The following is a 17273-nucleotide window of genomic DNA, read 5'->3' as shown; positions in this document are numbered from 1 at the left end:
GGGTGGGGTCGCACGAAGGGGGGTGGAAAGCTCTGCCTGTCCGTTGAAATGTGCGGGCATAGCCCCCCAATTTCTAAGTCATCGAATCGCATGCCGAGTTGGAAGGAAAGAATGCTTTTCCCAGGACTTGGCCAACTGCCAAGCTGGCGCCAACAGCTTGCCAACGGCCCCGGCCTGCGCAAGAATTTCGCCGTGGATTGACTCAGCAGGCCGCGCGCCTGCTGCGACTCGCGGCAAGGCATGGCCTCATGGGCCTGGTGGGAACGGCGCTCGATCCACACGGCCCCCACGCCCCTTTCACTCAATCGCATTGAAGGGGCACATCCATGACCATCGTTTCCGAGCGCGCGCTTGCCGCGCGTGTTGATCGCGCACTTGCCCGCGAGTATGGGCATCGCCTTCGCCGCATTCGCTGGGGCGCCAGTGCGCAGGCCGACCTGGGCCGCTACTACTCGGTGGACATGCACTGCAATTCCATCGGGTTCATGCACATCGACCTTGAAGACATGGCACGCCAACTGGGCGCGCTGCAACCGGAGGAGCAGATGGCCTAATTCCGCGTAAGCGCGCCGGGCGCTTCTACTGGGACGCCCTGACGAGCACTGCTTCGCCCCTTGCTTCACTTCACCCCACCCATGACCTCGCCACCCACGCCGGCGAATTCGACCTCGGGGACGCGAATGTAGCGGTTGTCCGGCGCCTCCCCGACGTATACGCACCGATGGCGCCCGCCCTTTGTGCCGACGGTGACCTGTCTGGAGGGTCGATACTTCGGGTCCTTGTACTGGAGCAACTGGTACGTCTTGCCGTTGTATTCGTAGCCCCCGACCACTCGATCATTTGCTTCGTCGAAGTGCGACATTTGTTAGTCCCCGGCATCACTGGTGAAGTGGTGAAGTGGTGAAGTGGTGAAGTGGTGAAGTGGTGATCTTCATGGCTGCGGGCGCGAAATTCAAAAACGCACACCCATCGCAGCTTGCCATAGCCGGCGGCAAGCGGCGCTCAGCAAACCGGTGCTCGGAGAAACCACCCATTGCGGCGGCGGCATCACTGCCACCTCCCGGCGCAGCATCGCCATCGCATCGGCCAGGCATTGAGCCGTGCATAGGTGGCGATGTTGATCTCGGCGGCAGTGGGTTCGACCATGGCCACAAATTCCGGACCAGCGCGCCGGGTCGCGCCAAATCTAAGCCATGCGCCCAACCACGGGGGTGGCCGGCACCGGACTAGCGGTGCTGCGGGCCCCACTACGACGGGCAACCCCGGTCACTGGTGCCGGCGAAGTTCATGAAGATTTTTGTACTTCAGAAAGAGCCCTTGCGGAAGTGGCTGCTCTTCCTAAGCAGTCATTCAGGCGTCGGCGGACCAAGGAGGGGCGCCATCATGAGGGACTTCAAAGAACGAATCACCGAACTTTGGGCCGACCTCAATATTGGTCCGAACCTCGGCGTGCGGAAAGCGCCCGGGCCTTGTCACCCAGCCGCGCAGCAGAAGGTCTTCCACACCGATGTAGATGTCGACCCGACGAAGGTAGCGGTGTGTCGCTGTCACCCTATGGCACTTCACCCCATCGACATTCGAGAACGCGCGGAAGCGTGGGCGCGCCAAGGTTGAGAACAGGTCGAAGCCGTCGGCGCCAAACAACAGTGACCAGATGGTGAATGCTGAGCCTGCGGAGATGCCGGTTGCGCCGGCGATGGCCATTTGCAGCGACTCTCCATGCTCCAGCTCCGGGTCTCCGCTGTAGTGCCGACTCCAGATGTATGGCTTTCCATCATCCAGGCCTACCTGAGAACGCGAGATGAGGTCACGCTTCGGCCAATACGGATGGGGGCTACTGAAGCGGAACCTGAAGTCGCCGGGCCGTCGAAAGGCTGTCTCGAATGACGTCGTTGGAGACCTTGATTTACCTAGGCTCCGGACGTAGCCGGTATCGGCGTAGGTGACCAGGGCGCGGTAGCGCAACACGACTTCGCGAAGCAGTTCACGGGCACTAAAGTAGCGAGTCATCTACGGTTGAAGCTTCCATTCAAGAGCTAGGCGCAATGTCTGGTCGTGGCCGACTGTAGCTTGTCGTCGCCGGGGTGTCGCGACAGCCTGAGGTCATTTCAATACGCCCCAAGCGAACCAAGAAATGATGCCCACGACCAGTACCCAGTTTCCCTTCCGGCAGATGTGCTTGCCTTCTTCTGAAAACTCATCGCCAGAACCAACTGACCACGCGACGCTGGTCAGAAGGATGCGCGCCGAAGGTGACTTTCGCTTCTTCGCATCTAAGAGGTGGCCGCCCACGATCACCCCCAAATACCCGTAGTAGATGCCGCATGCCGTTCCGACGAGGGCGAGGAAGGTGTGCAGAGTCATATGCAGCCTGATGCGATTGGAACTGCGGGTCTCTTTGCGACATCACCAGGACGGCTGCTGCTCATACTTTAAATGGCCGTTCACGAAGACCTTGGCTTCGTGATACGGGAAGACGTGATGACCACAGTGTTCAGTGAACACCGCAATCGCCCGCTTCGTATCGCTAACGACGAAGATTGCATATTTGAACTCGACCAGGGAGCCGTCCATTAGTTCGATTCGCACGATTTCGGGAGGGAACTGAATACGCTCAGGATTCTGTTGAAACTGTGCAGCAGTGCACCCAAAGTGAGCGGCAAGTTCGTCAGCCCAATCTATGACTGCCTGCGTCGCGAGACGTGGCACAGGGAACTTGAACGGGGTCCTGGTAACTGGGGTGCTCGATTCGGTGGTCATGATCATTTGGTCTGCAAAGGAGGCCCGTTCAAGGCCGACTGCGGCTCCCGGAAATCCCAAGCGATGTTGTGTGGGTAGTCTGGAACAACCCCGAGCAAGCGCTCAGTGGCCTCCCTGGCAACCATGAAGAACGCAGCATACGAAGAGTCCTGGCCGTCATCACGAAAGCCATAGAGCTTGACCTCGCACGCTAGAACCGACACGAAACTTTGTGAGAGCAGCGTCGTCAATACGCCGTTCTTCGCCGCCGCGACGTATTCGTCGTGAACTCCATCCGCGCCAATGGAGATGGAAAAATTCTCTGCAGGTTTGATGGAAGCTGTCAGGGCGGCGCTCATGGTCCTTCCACCGAGCTGCCGACGCCATTCGTGGGAAACGATCCGAGCTTCTTTGACGCTCGACCAAGGATGCTGTTCTACCTTTTCGGCAAGCCATTCGCTGACGACGACAGGAGTTTTCATTGCGTAGGTTGGCTGCATATTGTGCGGACGCTAAGGTCGGCTTGTGGCCGCATCCTGCCTAGTCGACCGTCTGCCAACTTCTTCCCACCCCGTTGGTTGCCACCTCGGCAAAGACTGTGAACTCACGGTTCGCGATTCGGATGTCGCCATGGCCGACCTGGCTTCGGAGGTAAGGGACGACCTCGTCAATCGGCAACAGATTCCCGACCTTCCGATGAACCTCTATCAGCACCTCTTCGACGCCTCGTTCCACGAACTGGTTCAGGAGCACGACTTTCGCCCGGTCTTCCATGAGAAGGCCTCGTTCGTCAACGAGGTTGGTCCACTCCATTTTCTCGACGCCCGTCTTCGCAAAGTGAGCTCGCATGAGTTCGTGGACGCGACGTGGGTTCATCTTGGTAGCTGGGAATTGGAAGGCGCGGGTGCCGTCTGCCGTCAGGCAGACCTGCGCCGTACTTCGCTAAAGCGCATGCGCCGCAGGTTGCCTTGCGACTCAAGTTGGCCGGCCTCGACGAGCAGCGCGACCCGCTTCGCGAAGTAGACGTCGGGAACTCCGCTCGGGCGGTCTGGCATCGACAGCATCGCCATCCCAACCACGCGCGCGACCTTCCTCCAATCGTTAGAGACTTGCGAAAGAAGTGCAGCGTCGATGAGCGCCAGTTCCTCTGGCGGCAGCCTTGCAACCCGCTTGCCCTCAGCGGGAGAAAGGTCGGTGTCGTAGGTCTCGTCGTCATTCATCGTGCTGAACCGATAGATTAGAAGGCTCGGGTTGAACGCCCCACTCATGGCCGACTGTACCCGGGGTGGCCTGCAAGACGTCGGTCCATTGCGGGCACGCCTGGCCCTAGAGTCCAAGGAACTTGGAGTTTTCAGTGGTGAACGGTGCAAGCGCCTCCAAGGCGTGAGACGCCATGACGCGAAGCGGAATCCAAGACGGATGACTCATCGCAGCCAAATTGTTCGCCCGACCGGTCCCCGCTGGAAGTACCTGCGCAGGAACAGCGTCAAGCGCCCCTGCCAAGGCGCAAAGCCAAGCTTCTTGTTCGGCATTCAGGTAGCCTCGACCGACAAGGTACTTTCCCGCCTTCGCATCGTCTTTCAGTTCCCATGCGACGTTGAAGTCGCCCATGGATTCGCACTGCTCTGCCGCCGTCGAACCGAGCATCCTCAACGCGTCAATAAATACCCGATAGGCGGAGTGAAACTCTTCTTCGTCTGTGCGTAGAGATGCGTCGTCCATGGGTCAATTGTTCTCCGAACTTGGACCAGCGGAGTGCCGCTGCAGCTAGGTCCGCTTGGGGCCCGCGTCCCGTCAGTTGCTCAGCGAGCGCCCTCAAGGGCCTCGATGAAGGGCGAAACCCGTGGGTGGGCCTGGACCCACCGTTCGCCCAAGTATGTCGATATGGAGCTTGGCCCAATGGCGCTATCGATAGACCCCAATTTCGATGCGTCCTGCAGCAGGCGGTGAGCTGCGTTCATCACATCAAAGCTTGTGGCCGCCTCTGGCTCACCAAGTTCCATGTCCCACTCCTTCTGAATCGCCGCAATTAGATTGCCGGCGGCGGCTTCGAGAGGTGTTCGCGAGCGTGTCATGGGCGCTAATCTACCGCCTTGCAAAAAGTCCGGTCCTGGCCGAGGGGCGACTATCGGCAGCCACATTCATTGGGCCCGTTGCGGGAGCCGGTCATGGATTTTGGATAGACCGGCACCATCTGACCTTGCTTCCCTCGGGCCGCGCAGTAGGTCTGACACCGCTCGTCTAGACGCGAGCCAAGCCAGCCGGAGCCATAACCAATCAACACACTCGCCACGCCGAAAATGACGATAGCGCCGAGCGCAATCAGTGCAGGCGAAATACGGCGTTTCATGTTGGGTCAAGGCTCATTTTGGCCGGCAAGATGAAGGTCGGGGTTTGGCCGATTGTTGACGGATGACACGTTAGTGCGCACACCCGTTCCGGTGGCTAGTAGGCGATTGCCTGACAAGCGTTGCGCGTCAGCAGCGACTTTCCATCGCGCTAGACGCCGCCCACTAAGCGCCCGCAGCGATGCCGGGGCGACTACGCCACGCGCAGCGGAAAACCGCTTGATGGGACCCGGCCTAAAAGATGGGGGTGGGGTCGCACGAAACGGGGTGGGGGTGGAAAACTCTTGGCTGGCTATTGAAATGTGCGGGCATAGCCCATCAATTTCCAAGCCGTCGAATCGCATGCAGAGTTGGAAGGAAAGAATGCTTTTTCCCAGGACTTGGCCAACTGCCAGGCTGGCGCCAACGGCTTGCCAATGGCCCGGCCTGCGCAAGAATTTGGCCGTGGATTATTCAGCAGGCGGCGCGCCTGCTGCGACTCGCGGCAAGGCATGGCCTCATGGGCCCTTTCACTCAATCGCATTGAAGAGGTACATCCATGACCATCGTTTCCGAGTGCGCGCTTGCCGCGAGTGTTGATCGCGCACTTGCCCGCGAGTATGGGCATCGCATTCGCTGGGGCGCCGGTGCGCAGGCCAACCTGGGCCGCTACTGCTCGGCGGACATGCACTGCAATTCCATCGGCTTCATGCACATCGACCTTGAAGACATGGCTCGCTAATTGGGCACGCTGCGACCGCAGGAGCAGATGGCCTAATTCCGCGTAAGCGCGCCGGGCACTTCTACTGGGGCCCGCCCCGCCTTGATGGGGGCCGTTCCATTTCCGCCATCGATTGCCGTATGCGCCGACTGCGCGCGCTCGGCTGCGCGCTTGGCAACGGCCAATTGCTGGCCAATGCACGCGACGATGGGACGGATGGCCACCGCCTCCCACTGCGTAACGCAGTCGACGGCGTTGATGTGATGGATGCCTTGGGGGCCCTCGAAGTTGCCCTGATCGGTTGATGATCAGCCACCCCATGCGCCCCCCGTCAACGGGTCAATGAATCCGGCTGTGCCAAGCTCATCGTCGGTTGGAAACTCGCCTTAGAACGGCTGCTTCAGGCTCATCTGCCGTTGGAAAGCGTTTTCGCACCGCCGCGAAATTTTTGCGTGCACTTTCGGATTCATCTGATGGATCGATCGGGGATCCCGAACCAACCTGCGGGACCGCTTTGAGCGTCCAAGCGCTTCTTGACGAACGCGATGGCAAGTTCTGCTTCGCTGACGGTGACACGCGCACGACTGCTACTTTCCCAGATGGCGTTCGTGCTCGATTGCATTGATCTTCGCGCCGACCGTGAAGAAGTTCTCGCGCATTTTGGGTAGTTTTCACCAAGCGGCCCGAGTGAAAACTTTGTCCTGCATTTGAGAGCGATGTGTCAACACAAAATCCACGCCTCGAAAACAAGAAGAATTGTTGAAGCATGTTGTCAAGAACGACGCGCGGCGCAAGGCGCCCGCGCCACGGGGGAGCATTTCCTACGCCGTCGCGGTGCAGCGCAATCGCTGTGGGCGCTTTCTGCGCCAGCATTGGCGCCGCGTTCGCGCAAGGCAACCCGACTGCGCCACGCCCGTTTGTGGAAGAACAGCGCCAGCTGGAACGCGAGCGTGCGCTGCGTCAGCAGCAGGAGCCCCCAGTCGATGCGCGCCTGCCATCGCTTGGTCCTGCGCCGATCGAGCGCCTGCCTGGCGATGAATCGCCGTGCTTTCGGATTGATCGCCTCGTCCTGGCGGGCGAGCGCTCCGATGCCTTTCAATGGCTGCTGGATGAGGCCGCCGGTGCCGATGGCCTGAACGATTCGCCGGTTGGCCGGTGCCTGGGCACACGCAGTGTCAACATCGTGTTGGCGCGAGCGCAGCAGGCCCTCGTTGCCAAGGGTTGGGTCACCTCCCGGCTGCTGGCTGCCCCGCAAGATCTGTCGGCTGGCGTGCTAATACTGACCCTGGTGCCTGGGCGCATTGCGGCCATCCGTTTTGCCGACTCCGCTCGGGCCACCACCAGCTTGCGCACCGCCATTCCCGCGCAGGTTGGCGACCTGCTGAACCTGCGCGACATCGAGCAAGGCCTGGAGAACCTGAAGCGCCTGCCCACGGCCGAGGCCGACATCCAGATCGAGCCCTCTTCAGGCGCCAACGCCCAGCCCGGCGACAGCGATCTGGTGGTCAAGTACGCGCGCCAGTTTCCGCTGCGCACCACCTTGAGCATTGATGACAGCGGCACCGAAGCCACCGGCAAGAATCAGGCGGGCGTCACGGTGGCGTGGGATGGGCCACTCGGCCTCAATGACCTGGCCTATGTGAGCCTGAACCACGATGCCTTCAATCACAGTGGTCAGGGCACGCGCGGCTACACCGCACACTACTCGGTGCCCTACGGCGATTGGCTCTTCGCCGCCACCGCCAGCGCGAGCAGCTACTACCAGACAGTGGCGGGATATGACCAGGACTATGTGTACTCGGGCGAGTCGGGCAACTTGGAACTCAAGGCGTCGCGCATGCTCACTCGCGGCGCCGCGTACAAGACCGGCGCCTGGCTGGGTGCCTTCCAGCGCACCGCCAGCAACGCCATCAACGACACCGAGATCGAGAATCAGCGCCGGCGTGTCAGCGGCTGGATGCTGGGCCTGAACCACCGCCAGTTCATCGGCCAGGCAACCGTGGACGCCACGCTCGGATATCGGCAGGGCACGGGCGCCTTCGGTGCCTTGCACGCGCCAGAGGAAGAGTTCGGCGAAGGCACCGCGCGCATGCGCCTGTTCACCGCGGATGTGAGCCTGAACGCGCCCTTCGAGATTGCCGGTCAACGCCTGCGCTACAGCGGCCTGTGGCGCGCGCAATGGAACCGCACGCCGCTCACGCCGCAGGATCGCTTTTCAATCGGCGGGCGCTACACGGTGCGCGGCTTCGATGGCGAGCTGAGCTTGATGGGCGAGCGCGGCTGGCTGGTGCGCAACGACATCGGCTGGGCGCTCGCGCAAACCGGCGCCGAGCTGTATGCCGGCGTTGACCATGGTGAGGTCGGCGGCTTCTCCACCGCCTTTCAGGTCGGCACGCGCCTCACGGGCGGCGTGATCGGTGTGCGCGGCGCATGGCGGGGCCTGAACTACGACGGCTTTGTTGGTGCGCCCATCCGCATGCCCGAGGGCTTTCGCACCGCGAACGTCACTGCTGGCTTCAACCTGAACTACAGCTTCTAGACCCGCGCAAGTATGAGAAGAAGACAGCACCTGTGGGCCATGTCCCTGGTTGTGAGCGCCGTGGCTGGCTGCGGGCAGCGCGACCACAGCACACGCGCGTCCCCAGCACTGAGCCAGGCCAACGGCGCCCAGAGCGCCTTTGACTGGGGACAAGGCCAGCGCGACTCAGTGGCGCAGGCCTTTGGGGTGGTGTTGCCAGCAGACGCGGCAGCAACGATCTATGAATTGGTGGGAGTGCCGCAGTCCCCGCCGCAACAAGAAAAAGACCAATGAACAAGAACCTTCATCGAATCGTCTTCAATGCCGCGCGCGGAATGCGCATGGTCGTGCAAGAGACGGCCAAGAGCGCCGGCAAGACGGCCAGCGGTGCGACTTCTGCGCCTTCGTCGGCTGGCGCATTCAGTCTGGCGGCACGGGCGGGCGCGATCATGGCTGTGAGCTCTGCCTTTCTTGCGCTACCCACCCAAGCGCAGATCGCCGGCGATCCCTCGGCGCCCGGCAACCAGCGCCCCACGGTGCTCACCGCGCCCAATGGCGTTCCCTTGGTCAACATCCAGACCCCTTCAGGCGCGGGGGTGAGCCGCAACACCTATCGCCAGTTCGACGTGAATAGCCAGGGCGCCATCCTCAACAACAGCCGCACCAATGTGCAGACACAGCTCGGCGGCTTTGTGCAGGGCAATCCGTGGCTGGCGCGGGGGCCCGCGCGCATCATCTTGAACGAGGTCAACAGCGCCCATCCGAGCCAGCTGCGCGGCTTCGTGGAGGTGGCGGGGCAGCGGGCCGAAGTCATCATCGCCAATCCGGCGGGCATCCAGATCGATGGCGGGGGCTTCATCAACGCCAACCGAGCCACCTTGACCACCGGCACCCCGCAGTTCAACGCGGCGGGCAGCCTGGAGAGCTTCCTGGTGCGCGGCGGCACGATCAGCATCGACGGCGCCGGCCTGGACGCGCGCACGACCGACTACGCGGCCATCCTGGCGCGCGCGGTGCAGGTCAACGCCGGCATCTGGGCGAACGATCTCAAGGTGGTGGCCGGTGCCAACACCGTGGCGGCCGACGCGAGTCAAGCGGCCCCGACTACTGGTAGTGGTGCCGCGCCCACCTTTTCGCTGGACGTTGCGCAGCTAGGCGGCATGTACGCCGGCAAGATCACCCTCATCGGCACCGAAGCCGGGGTGGGCGTGCGCAATGCCGGCCATATCGGCGCAGGCGCCGGGGGGTTGATCGTGACGGCCGCGGGGCACCTGGAGAACGTGGGCACGCTGGAGGCCCCGCGCATCGAATTGGCCAGCGCCTCTGACATCGACAACCAAGGAACGATTCGTCAGACGGGAACGGCGGCGCTGTCCATGCGCGCGCCCAATCTTGTCAACACCAACGGCGGCGTGATCGGCGCCGAGCCGCCCGCGCCACCGTCACCTGCCGACGGCGGAACGAGTGGAACTGGTGAAGCCGGCGGTAGCAACCCGCCCCCCGAGGGCGGTGCCGTAGGAAGCGCGGCGGGCGGCACCGGCGAGGGCGGCGCCACAGACGCCACGGCCCCGGCGGCCCCACCGGCGCCCGGCCTCATTACTGCCGCCGGCACGATCCGCAACGACGGTGGGCGCATCTATTCGGGCGGCGAGATCGCGCTGCAAACGCCCAACATCGACAACAGCGGCGGACAACTTTCCGTGAGCGAGCTGACCGTGAGTGGTCCGCGCTTCAGCAACGCAGGGGGCACGTTGAACGTGGCGCGCCACTTCAGCGCCAACGTCGAGCAGCTGGACAACAGTGGCGGCGGCACCTTGCACGCCGGCAGCATCGCCATCACGGCGACGGGGGATGTGCGCAATGGCGACGGGCAACTGCGCAGTGATAGCGATATCGTCGTCCACGCCGATGGAACGCTGCAAAGCAGTGGCAGCATCACCGCCGCGCGCCATGTGAACATTCAGGCTGGCAGCGTGCAAGGCGACGCCGCCAGCACCTTTGGCGCCGGCGTCCAGGCCGATGACAGCGGCCTCGCGAACGCTGGCGATCTGCGCATGGGCGCCGCGCGCGACCTGGTCGCCCAGGGTAACAACATGGCGGCTGGAGCGTTCAGCGCGCAGGGCGCGACGGTGGATCTGGCCGGCAGCCGCAGCAGCGCTGCCAACGTCTTGCTACAGGCCACTCAGGGCAATGTCAGCACCGCCGGCGCCTCCGTAATCACTCCGGGAACCCTGTCCGTCACCGCCAACACCGCCGGGGCTACCTGGATCAACGACGCGGGCACGGCCCAGGCCGGCCAGCTTCAGCTGAGCACCGCCAACATCCGCAACACCCAGGGCGGCGAGATCCTGCAGACCGGCGCCGGGGCGCTCGTCATGTCGGCCATGGACGCCGCCGGGCACGCAGGCACTATTGATACGAGCGGTGGCCGCATCGCCAGCAATGGCAAGGACACACAACTCACCGCGGCCAGCATCGTGAACACGGGCGGGCGAATCGAGCATGCTGCCACCGGCGGCGCCCTGACCTTGGCGACCGGCAGCTACAGCGGGACGGGTGGCAGCATCGCCGCCAACGGCGCGCTGGTGGTGAACGCTACCGGCGCCGTCGTGCAGGACGGCGGCACCACCAGCGCCGACCAGGTCACCATCGACGCAGGCGCCCTGAGCAACCGAGGCGGCCAAATCATGCAGACCGGCGGCGATGCCGCGACGCGCATCACCGTTGCCGGCGCGCTCGGCAACGAGGCTGGGACCATCGCAAGCAATGCCGACACGCACATCAGTGCCGGAAGCCTGGGCAACCAGGGCGGCACTGTGCGCACGGCGGGCACCGGCAACCTGACCTTGGTCGTTGCTGGCCAGCTGAACAATTCCGCGCAGGGCAGTATCACGTCCGCCGGCATGGCGAGCATCGACGCAGGAAGCCTGGTGAACGATGCGGGCCGCATTGTCGCCGTGCAGGACCTCACCCTGGCCGTACAGGGCACTGCCAGCAATGTGGGCGGTAGCCTTCTGGCCAACGGGGCAGTGAACCTGAACGCCGGGTCGCTCAACAACAGCCGAGGCACTGTGGCCGCGATCGAAGGGGGCCTCACCGTCGCAGCGACCGGGGCGCTCACCAGCACCGAAGGCCAACTGCAGTCGGGTGGCCAGACTCAGATCCAAGCCCTGGGTGGGCTGGACAACACGCTGGGCAAGATCGTTGGCCAGCAACTGCGCGTGGACACGGGCATTGCGCAGCTCGGCAACGCCCAAGGCATGCTGGTGGGCGTCGCCGACGTGCGCATCGATTCGGGGGCGCTTACCAACGACGCGGGCCTGATCCAGTCGGGTGGTGCCCTGGCGATCGACACCCACGGCCAGCAGCTGAGCAACAGAAATGCCGCCGGCTACGCCAACGCCGAGGGTGGCATCTCCAGCGTAGGGGCCATGACGCTGAGCACAGGCACGCTTCAAAACAGCGCCGGCTTCATTGGCGCGGGCGGCGCTCTGCAGGCCAACACCACCGGCGTTGTCAACACCGACGCGGGCCTCATCCAAAGCGCCACCAGCCTTCAGTTCCAGACGGGCTCCGGCAGCTACGACAACCGCGGCGGCCAAACCCTATCAGGCGGCGATCTCAGCCTCGCCGGGGCCGTGATCGAGAACAGCGCGGGACTCATACGAGGCCAGGGCGCGGTCACCCTGGTGGCCGATCGCGTCACCAACACCGACACCCTGGACGCGGCCACGCCCCGGGAAGCACTGGATGCTCCGGCCGCCACCCCCACCACCCACGGCATTGAAGGCGGCCAGATCGCGATCACGGCGGACGTGCTGGACAACCAGCGCGGCGCCATTCGATCTGGGGGCGATGCCCGCATCCTGAGCGCCGGGCAGGTGCTCAATAGCGGCGGGTTGATGGCGGCCAACGGTGCGCTGGAGATCGCCGACCTGAACGCGGCCAACCCAACCGCCAAGACCCTGGCCGTCAGCAACGCGGCGGGCCTGCTGGTGGCCAATACCCTCCTGAAGGTCGATGCAAAGGCGCTGAGCCTGGACGGCACCCTCACGTCTGGAAAGGACTTGTCCATCGCGCTGCTGGGTGATGTGCACAACACAGGGGAGTTGAGCGCCAACGGCAAACTGCGGCTTGCCACCACCGGCAACATCACCAACAGCGGCAAACTCACAGCCGGGGACACCCTGGATGTTAGCGGCCAGGACATCGACAACACCGCCACCGGCGAGATCTCGGCCACCACCACGCGGGTGAACGCCGCCGGGACACTCACCAACCGGGGGCTGATCGACGGCGATCTCACTCAGATCGATGCGGCCACGCTCACCAACATCGGCACAGGGCGCATCTATGGACGCGAGCTGTCCATCCAGGCCGGGACTCTGAACAACCTGGCCGAGACCGTCAACGGCGAAACCAAGGCCGCAACCATCGCGGCGCGCGAGCGCCTGGACATTGGGGCCGGGACAATCCACAACCGTGACGGGGCCTTGATCTACAGCGACGGTGACATGGCCATCGGCGGAGCGCTGGACGCCAATCGCAAGGCCACCGGCTCGGCCTCGGAGTTGAACAACCATGCCGCGACCATCGAGTCGGCGGGCAATATGGTGATCGACACCGCGCAGCTGAACAACACCAACGGGGGCGTCACCTGGACCCTGGTGCCGGGCGCGAGCAAACATGTGGTGGAGTACTCGGTGCCCGGCAGCGCCGAGCGCTGGGACGCCTCCCAGGTGTTCTTTGCCTACCCCGGCTCTGCCTCGGGGGACTGGCCCAGCTGGGTGGGCGCGAGCGCCGCCAATCCGACCGCCCCCGGCGACAACCCCAACGTGCAGCTGCTGCTGCCCGCGCCCGAGTACCCGCTGGAGCGCTTCGCGCCCTACTACGCCACGCCGCCGGCCAGCAGCGCCAACCGCACCTATGATCAGTACCACGGGGGCAACAACGAATACACGGAAACCATCCCCGTCGCCGGTGCCTGGTATTCGAGCGCCGATCCGATCTGGGCCACCTTCGGCGTGGCGCCGCCGCTGGAGCTGCCTCCCAGCCACATCGGGCGCCAGTACCCGAACATCGTCGTTGGCCAGACCGGCGTCACCACGACGTACGACGGGCCCAGTGGGCCAGTCGAAGTCTTCACCGCCTTCGACCATCCGGTGACGCAGCAAGAGTACGACGAGTGGCAGGCCTACCGGCTGGCCCATCAGGCCCTGGACGTGGCCACCTTGAAGTTCCTGCGCGCCATCGACGGCAGCCTGATCCTGGGCACGCCCTCCAGGCGGCACACGATCTACGACGCCTTCGACCTGAACATCAGCAGCTCGACCCCCGTGCTGAACTCCTCGGCGCCGGGCCGGATCATTGCCGGCGGAAAAATGGACCTCACGGTGGGCGCGGGCCGCAACGAGATGAGCCAAATCCTGGCCGGCGGCACGCTGACGGTGAAAGGCGGCACCATCGTCAACGTCAATAAGGAAGTGGACGCGCTGCGCGAGACGCACGGCCAGATCATCCACAGTTACGTCAAGTCGCACACCTTCGGGGACGACGAGCGGATCTATGAGCCGCGGAACACCGACCTGATCGAGTCCACCACTGTCACCCTGGTCGCCGCCAAGCTAGAGGGCAATCAGGCGGTGGCGGCCGATCGGCCGATCGATCCGCTGAAGACCGGCCAGGCCAGCGCCACAGCACAAGGCGGCGGCGCAGTCAATGCCAACACCCGCGTCAACCCCATCGTGCAGGTACCCTCGGCGGTAAGCGGTGGTGGTGCCGCTTCCGGTCAGGCAGCGGACGCAAGCGGCCGGGCGACCGGCAGCGCCGAGCTGGTGGTGCGCACCAGCACGCCCAACACCGGCATTCCGAGCGCGAGCCTCTTTGGCATCAACCCGAATGCGGGCTACCTGATCGAGACGGACCCGCGCTTTGCGAACTACCGCAATTGGTTGTCGAGTGACTACCTGCTGAACAACCTGGGGCTCGACCCCGACACCACGCAAAAGAGGCTGGGCGATGGCTTTTACGAGCAGCGCCTGATCCGCGAGCAGATCGCCAACCTGACTGGGTATCGCTACCTGGGCGATTACACCAGCGACGAAGCGCAGTACGCGGCCCTCATGAACGCGGGCGCCACCTTTGCCAAGCAGTACGGACTGCGCCCGGGCATCGCGCTCACGCTCGCGCAGATGGCGCAGCTCACCAGCGACATCGTCTGGCTGGTCGAGCAGACCGTCACTCTGCCCGACGGCAGCACGCAGAAAGTTCTGGTGCCTCAGGTGTACGTGCGCGTGAAGCCTGGCGACATCGACGGCTCGGGTGCCCTGCTGTCGGGCAAGAACGTCGATATGCAACTCAGCGGCGACGTGCTCAACGGCGGCACCATCGCCGGGCGTCAGGCCATCTCGATCAGCGCCGACAACATCCAGAACTTGGGCGGACGCATTTCGGGTGGATCGAGTGTCGATCTGCTGGCCAAAAATGACATCAACGTCATCGGCGGACGCGTCGAGGCGGGGGACCGACTGACTGCGGTCGCTGGGGGCGACATCCGGGTAGAGAGCACCACCCGCTCGGCTACCAGCAGCAGCGCCGGGGTGAACCTGGGCACCACCCACCTGGACCGCGTGGCCGGCCTGTATGTCACCAAGCCGGGCGGTCAGCTGATTGCGGTGGCCGATGGCGACTTCAGCCTGAAGGGGGCCGAAGTCAAAAGCGGCGGCAGCGTCTACCTCCAGGCCGGGCGCGACCTGAAGCTGGAGACCATCACCACCGGCAGCCAGCAGGACATCCGCTGGAGCAAGAAGAACAGCCGCCAGGAACTGAGCACCCAGGAGACGGGCACCACCGTCGAAGGCCAGGGCGATGTGAGCCTGGTGGCCGGGCGCGACCTCAGCGCGCGGGCGGCCACCCTGAGCGCGGGGGACGATGCCAAGCTGACTTTGAAGGCAGAGCGCGACATCACCCTTGAGGCGGGGGTGAATCAGGACAGCGCCCAGACGACGCACAAGTCCAAGAGCGGGATCAAGTACTACTCGCTGGATGCGAGCGGCAAGGAAACGACGCTGGACAAGACCACGCTCGGCGCCGGTCAGATCGAGATCGACAGTGGCCGCGACACGACGCTCAGCGCCATCGAGGCCAACGCCAAGAGCCTGGACATCCAGGCGGGCGGGAAACTGAAGCTGGAGACCGCCACCACGGTGCAGGACGAAGCGTGGCACGTCACCCATGGCAGCTCGGCTTCCGTGGGCGCCAAGGGCAAGGGGCAATCGGACGAGACGCTGCACTACAACCAGCTCAATGTCGGCAACCTGAGCATCGACGCCAAGGGCGGCATCCAGACGCAGGTGGGCCTGCACGTTCCGCTCGATCAGTTGGCCAAGCAGCCGGGCATGGCCTGGGTCGATCAGATCTTGAGCGATCCGAAGCTGGCCAACAGCATCGAGTGGCAGCGGGTGCAGGAAGCGCACGACAAATGGGACTACCGGCAAAGCGGCATGGGGCCGGTCAGCGCGGCGCTGGTGGCGGTGATGGTGGGGGCGGCGGCGTGGCCGGTGGCAGCGCAGGCCGGCGCTGCCGCTGGCAGTGCGATTGGTGGCGCGACGGGCACCGTGGTCACCGGCGCCGTGCAGTCGGCCGTGCTGACCCTGAGCAATCAGGTGGCCACGGCCTACTTCAACAACCTGGGCGACCTGGGCGCCGTGTTCGATGAACTGGGGTCGAGTCAGAACGTGAAGAGTCTGGCCACCGCCATCGTCACGGGCGGCGCGCTCGCAGCCCTGGGCTTTGTGCCGACCGGGGCACCCACGCCGGACTCGGGCGCTCAGCTGTTCCTGACGCAGCTGGAAAACAACCTGAAGATTCAGGTCACCAGCGCGTTGATCGGCACGGCCATCAACGGCGGGAACCTGGGAGACAGTCTCAAGGATGCCCTGACGGCGGCGCTGATCAACTCCCTTGCAGCCACCGCCGCCAATGGGATTGGGGATCTGACTGAAGCGGGCACGCTGGACAAGTTCACCAACAAGCTGGCGCACCTGATCGCCGGCTGCGCCGCCGGCACGGCCAAGAGCGGGGGTGACGGGTGCGCGCCAGGGGCCATCGGGGCGGCGGTTGGCGAACTGGTTGGCGAGGCTGGGCGCGACAACCCGAACCTGAATGCGAACTACACCGTCTACATGGCCGGCTTGCTGGGCGGCCTGGCCGCCGCGGTGGCGGGGGGCGACACCGAGCAGGTTGGCCTGGCCAACTGGTCGGGCAGCAATGCGGCGGCGAACAATGCGTTGGGGCATTCGAGCAAGGACTTGATGGCTAAGGCGCGCGACTGCGCGGCCAATCCGACGGCGGCCTGTACGGCCCAGATCGAGGCCCAGGCGCAGGCCGATGACAAGAAATTTCAGGCGAGGTTCGACGCCGCCTGCACGGGCGCCAGCGCGAGTTTTGCGAGCTGCAACGTCTATTCCAGCAGCGCCGCCAGTGCACTCAACGACTTGGAGTTGATGCGGGATCTGTACTCGGCCAATCCGGAGCAGCGTGCGCTCTATCAACGCCTGATCGATAGCCAGAGAGACGACATAGCCCGGACGGCGCCTCTGCTTGCGGGGCTACGTGCGGGAACGGGGGCCGGAGACTTGCTCACAGGAGAGCTGGCGCCACATTTCAGCCCTGCCGACGGTGCGCGTTTAGCCGGGTCCGTGGCGGGGGCTGCCCTCGGGAGTACAAAGCCTTTGGGCCTGGGGTCCACTGGGCGGGCAACGCCGATCAATTTGACTGAGCGCCTAGCGATGGAGGAAGCCATCTCAAATCCTGCGGCCGGTCGCCCTCTGCCCGTATTAATGACCGACTCGCGCTGGCCCGGAAAAGATGGATGGGTGAAAATGAGCCAAAATGTCAATGGCGTGGAAATTCACTACGTTATAAATTCCAAAACTGGCGCGATTGACGACTTTAAATTCAAGTGAGA

General features: G+C 64.1%; 14 protein-coding genes. 5 read left to right on the top strand and 9 right to left on the bottom strand.

What is annotated here, in order from left to right:
- The first annotated feature begins 326 nt into the window (after nt 1-326).
- The gene (locus ACIPRI_RS12585) at nt 327-554 is read left to right on the top strand and encodes a hypothetical protein (protein ID WP_446621789.1); all 228 of its coding nucleotides are present in this window, start codon (nt 327-329) and stop codon (nt 552-554) included.
- Nucleotides 555-619: 65 nt separating this feature from the next.
- On the opposite strand, the gene ACIPRI_RS12580 is transcribed toward ACIPRI_RS12585, so the two are convergent.
- From ACIPRI_RS12580 to ACIPRI_RS12540, 9 genes are all read right to left on the bottom strand, one after another.
- Nucleotides 620-862: a hypothetical protein gene (locus ACIPRI_RS12580; protein WP_446621788.1), complete on the bottom strand. Its 243-nt coding sequence runs from the start codon at nt 860-862 to the stop codon at nt 620-622.
- A gap of 488 nt (nt 863-1350) precedes the next feature.
- A complete protein-coding gene (locus ACIPRI_RS12575) occupies nt 1351-2010 on the bottom strand; it encodes a hypothetical protein (RefSeq protein ID WP_446621787.1) in 660 nt (219 codons plus the stop codon).
- A 93-nt stretch (nt 2011-2103) separates the two neighbouring features.
- Nucleotides 2104-2364, bottom strand: a complete 261-nt coding sequence (locus ACIPRI_RS12570) for a hypothetical protein (protein ID WP_446621786.1) — start codon at nt 2362-2364, stop codon at nt 2104-2106.
- 42 nt (nt 2365-2406) lie between these two features.
- Complete coding sequence (locus tag ACIPRI_RS12565) at nt 2407-2760, bottom strand: hypothetical protein (protein ID WP_446621785.1); 354 nt, start codon at nt 2758-2760, stop codon at nt 2407-2409.
- 2 nt (nt 2761-2762) lie between these two features.
- The gene (locus ACIPRI_RS12560) at nt 2763-3221 is read right to left on the bottom strand and encodes a hypothetical protein (RefSeq protein ID WP_446621784.1); all 459 of its coding nucleotides are present in this window, start codon (nt 3219-3221) and stop codon (nt 2763-2765) included.
- 58 nt (nt 3222-3279) lie between these two features.
- Nucleotides 3280-3615, bottom strand: a complete 336-nt coding sequence (locus ACIPRI_RS12555; RefSeq protein ID WP_446621783.1) for a hypothetical protein — start codon at nt 3613-3615, stop codon at nt 3280-3282.
- Nucleotides 3616-3656: 41 nt separating this feature from the next.
- On the bottom strand, nt 3657-3959 hold the full coding sequence (locus ACIPRI_RS12550; RefSeq protein WP_446621782.1) for a DUF3658 domain-containing protein: 303 nt from the start codon (nt 3957-3959) through the stop codon (nt 3657-3659).
- Between the two features lie 106 nt (nt 3960-4065).
- Nucleotides 4066-4461: a hypothetical protein gene (locus tag ACIPRI_RS12545; protein WP_446621781.1), complete on the bottom strand. Its 396-nt coding sequence runs from the start codon at nt 4459-4461 to the stop codon at nt 4066-4068.
- A 403-nt stretch (nt 4462-4864) separates the two neighbouring features.
- Nucleotides 4865-5089 carry a hypothetical protein gene (locus tag ACIPRI_RS12540; RefSeq protein WP_446621780.1) on the bottom strand — a complete coding sequence of 75 codons (225 nt, stop codon included), beginning with the start codon at nt 5087-5089 and terminating at the stop codon, nt 4865-4867.
- A 536-nt stretch (nt 5090-5625) separates the two neighbouring features.
- On the opposite strand from ACIPRI_RS12540, the gene ACIPRI_RS12535 reads away from it, so the two are divergent.
- From ACIPRI_RS12535 to ACIPRI_RS12520, 4 genes are all read left to right on the top strand, one after another.
- Nucleotides 5626-5808: a hypothetical protein gene (locus ACIPRI_RS12535; RefSeq protein WP_446621779.1), complete on the top strand. Its 183-nt coding sequence runs from the start codon at nt 5626-5628 to the stop codon at nt 5806-5808.
- A 119-nt stretch (nt 5809-5927) separates the two neighbouring features.
- Nucleotides 5928-6092 (top strand): hypothetical protein, encoded by a 165-nt coding sequence (locus tag ACIPRI_RS12530; protein ID WP_446621778.1) that lies wholly within the window; start codon nt 5928-5930, stop codon nt 6090-6092.
- Nucleotides 6093-6631: 539 nt separating this feature from the next.
- A complete protein-coding gene (locus tag ACIPRI_RS12525) occupies nt 6632-8326 on the top strand; it encodes a ShlB/FhaC/HecB family hemolysin secretion/activation protein (protein WP_446622094.1) in 1695 nt (564 codons plus the stop codon).
- Nucleotides 8327-8595: 269 nt separating this feature from the next.
- Nucleotides 8596-17271 carry a two-partner secretion domain-containing protein gene (locus tag ACIPRI_RS12520; RefSeq protein ID WP_446621777.1) on the top strand — a complete coding sequence of 2892 codons (8676 nt, stop codon included), beginning with the start codon at nt 8596-8598 and terminating at the stop codon, nt 17269-17271.
- Nucleotides 17272-17273 lie beyond the last annotated feature (2 nt).

It is taken from the genome of Variovorax sp. LARHSF232, from assembly GCF_052871435.1.
This window is presented reverse-complemented; position numbering and strand designations above follow the sequence as displayed.